General features: G+C 29.9%; 1 protein-coding gene. It reads right to left on the bottom strand.

The annotated features are described in order from the left end of the window. Nucleotides 1–648: 648 nt before the first annotated feature. Nucleotides 649–1,092 carry a hypothetical protein gene (locus QI30_RS18755; protein WP_126992080.1) on the bottom strand — a complete coding sequence of 148 codons (444 nt, stop codon included), beginning with the start codon at nt 1,090–1,092 and terminating at the stop codon, nt 649–651. Nucleotides 1,093–1,276: the final 184 nt, after the last annotated feature.

Here is a 1,276-nt window from a genome sequence, read left to right as displayed (position 1 = left end):
AAACCGATCAGATTAYTGATTTAGAAAAAACCGAAGCTACACCGACCTCTTTTGAAGATTTAGCAAGAGAAGGCTTATATAAAGAAGCACGCCAAAATTTAAAATATCTTTATACTTGGCTAGACGAAGAAACTGAAAAGTTGTATGAACAATTAGATCGCATTTAGAGCCCAAAATAGGGCTTTTTTTATATTCTTTTTGCAAACTCTGATAATAAAGAATTACGCGTCTATGCACACCTTTTAAAAGAACGTTTGTTCTTATTCAAAAAAATAAAAAGCCTCCTCATCGGAAGCTTCTAAATTCTTTAAAATTAACATAATTAAATGCTGATCTTACAATCATTACTACATTATTTACAAATTTAACTGTAACAACTCAATTCGTCATATAATACAACTCAAAAATATAATTCTTATCGTATCGGAGAAATACAACCTATTTCGTGTAGATGCAGCTACTCCAGATCCAATCTACATATGAAATCCCTTATTATCTGTTAATAGCCCCCACATTCAATATCCCCAATTATTTTATGCTTACATTATGTATAGGGATTGAAAAGCCAAAAGGTAAACCTAACTTTCAAAAGAAAATACTTATTAATCATAAAAATAACAAAATATTGATTTTATTCTGGCAGAAATACTATTCTTTGTCCTCTAAAACTTTATATTTTTCCTTATCTTTTTTAAATTCAAACTCAACCATTGAATACATATAGCCCACCATACTTGCTACGAATATTGCTGGAATAAAAAAGTCCAATTTAAGTTGGATTGATTTTAAATTTAACAGACCATCACTAGCACTTAAAAAAGCAGATGTTAAAGAACAAGAAATTAAAAGGAATGTACCAGCAAAACACAAAGTTTTACCTCTCCAACTATCAATAAAAACAAATGCTAAAGCTGCAATCCCCACAGACACAGTAGCCAAAATACCACTTAATAAAGACAATAAAGAATTGTAAGATGTAACCTTAATATGTTTAAATACAAAATCAATAACAAAGATTAACCAAATAAAACCAGCAAATAAAAACACTAACGTTAAACCATTAACAAGCTTAAAATGATGTTCAAATTTCAATAGAAACACTCCTATACAAAAAATCAGTTACAAAACTAATATTCGATAAAGAACAAAAAATTCCTGTTACCCGTACAACGTCCATAGATAGTATTTAATATGTTTACGAGCAAGGTCAGTGGACACTAGGCCATCAACGAAAGACGAACAATATAAAAGACGCTGTTACACACAACATACCAGT

Source organism: Candidatus Kurthia intestinigallinarum, assembly GCF_003991225.1.
GTDB lineage: Bacteria > Bacillota > Bacilli > Bacillales_A > Planococcaceae > Kurthia > Kurthia populi.
The sequence above is the reverse complement of the archived record's forward strand: the minus strand, read 5'-3'. Positions and strand labels throughout refer to the sequence as shown.